At 72.1% G+C, this 1,841-nt stretch carries 2 protein-coding genes; one reads left to right on the plus strand and one right to left on the minus strand.

All coding sequences use genetic code 11. The annotated features are described in order from the left end of the window. Nucleotides 1–31 precede the first annotated feature (31 nt). Nucleotides 32–985 (plus strand): aminoglycoside phosphotransferase family protein, encoded by a 954-nt coding sequence (locus tag FPZ41_RS46315; protein WP_152870880.1) that lies wholly within the window; start codon nt 32–34, stop codon nt 983–985. Here FPZ41_RS46315 and FPZ41_RS46320 read toward each other — a convergent pair. Continuing rightward, a complete protein-coding gene (locus FPZ41_RS46320) occupies nt 966–1,646 on the minus strand; it encodes a gamma-glutamyl-gamma-aminobutyrate hydrolase family protein (RefSeq protein ID WP_322621593.1) in 681 nt (226 codons plus the stop codon). The two genes, FPZ41_RS46315 and FPZ41_RS46320, sit on opposite strands and share 20 nt — an antisense overlap. Between the last annotated feature and the right edge of the window lie 195 nt (nt 1,647–1,841).

The following is a 1,841-nucleotide window of genomic DNA, read 5'->3' on the forward strand; positions in this document are numbered from 1 at the left end:
CTCCCCCACCGCACCCCGCACGATGCTGGACATGACCTCCTCCGCCCCACCCGCCGTAGGTGTCCGGACACCCTGGGAAGCCCTCCCCACCGCGGTGCGCGCCGCCATCGCGGACGTGCTCGGCGCGCCCGTCGTACAGGCGGTCACACAGACGGGCGGGTTCTCCCCCGGTGTGGCCGCGCGCGTGACCACAGCCGGCGGACGGCGCGCGTTCGTGAAGGCGGTGAGCGCGGAGGTCAACCCGGTCAGCCCGGAGATGCACCGCGAGGAGGCGCGGTACGCCGCGGCCCTGCCCTTCGGCGTCCCTGCGCCCCCGCTCCTCGGCTCGTACGACGACGGTACCTGGGTCGCGCTCGTCTTCGAGGACGTGGCGGGGCGGCAGCCACACGTGCCGTGGCACGAGAGGGAGCTGGCGCTCGTGCTGGACGCCGTGGGGGAGCTGAGCCGGGCGCTCACGCCGGCACCCCTCGACGCCCCGTCCGTCGTCGAGTACCTGGCTGACGGTTTTCAGGGGTGGCAGCAGATGATCGACGACGGGGACCGCGGAGAAGGACTTGATCCCTGGACCGCGAGTCACCTGTCGTACCTCGCTGAGCTCGCCTTCCCCTGGACCGACCTTGCCGTCGGCGACACGCTCGCCCACGGTGACCTGCGGGCCGACAACATTCTGCTCACGGCGGACGGGCGCGTCGTGTTCGTGGACTGGCCGCACGCACGACGAGGGGCCGCGCCCTGGTTCGACCTGCTGATCATGCTGCCGTGCGTGAGGGCGCAGGGCGGACCCGATCCGGAGGAGGTGTTCGCCGCGCATCCGCTGGGGCGAGTCGCCGAGCCGCACGCGGTCACCGCCACTCTGGCGGGTTTCGCCGGGTTCATGATCAGAAACTCCCGGCAGCCTCCGCCACCCGGCATCCCGACCCTGCGCGCCTTCCAGCGGGCGCAGGGCGAGGCCGCGCTTCAGTGGCTCAGGAAGCGGCTCGGATGAGGGCGCGCATCACTCGGGTGTCCGCGCCCATCTCCGGGTGCCACTGGACGCCCAGAACCCAGGCCTGACCGGGCAGCTCGACCGCCTCCACGGTTCCGTCGGCCGCGTGAGCCGACGCGACGAGGCCCTCACCGAGGCGGTCCACCGCCTGGTGGTGGTACGTCGGCACGGCGGTCTCCTCGGGCGCGATGTCCGCGTACAGGGTGCCGGGCACGGGCTTCACCGTGTGGTGCCCGAACACGCCGACCTGGGTGATGTGATCGTTCAGGTGCTGGATCAGCGTTCCGCCGAGGGCCACGTTGAGGAGCTGCATTCCACGGCAGACGCCCAGGAGCGGGGTACCCGCGGCCAGCGCGGCGTGGATCAGGGCGAGCTCCCAGGTGTCGCGTTCCGGCGCGGGCGGACCGGTGCGCGGGGAGCGCTCGGCGCCGTAGCGGGCGGGGTCGACATCGGGGCCGCCCGCGATCACCAGGCCGTCGAGGCGGGCGACTGTCTCGGCGGCGTACGACGGATCATCCGGCGGCAGCATCGCGGCCAGCCCGTCCGCCGCCTGGACGAGCCGCGGGTAGCCGGCCGGCAGCAGTGCGGCCTCCAGCTCCCAGACGCCCCAGCGTGCGCCGGACTCCAGATACGTACTCACACCGATCAGCGGCCTGGCCACGCGGTTCTCCCTCACGCTCAAGAGGACGCGTCCTCAATGGGGCACATTCATACCTTTGCCGGGGCGCACGGTGGAAGGCAAGCCCCGCCCAATGGCAATCCCTGACCAATGGCAAGCTCCGACCAGCATGAGGCCCCAACCAACGCCAGGCCCCAACCAACGCCAGGCCCCAACCAACGCCAAGCCCCACCCACT

Source organism: Streptomyces acidicola (assembly GCF_009377235.1).
Taxonomy (GTDB): Bacteria; Actinomycetota; Actinomycetes; order Streptomycetales; family Streptomycetaceae; genus Streptomyces; species Streptomyces acidicola.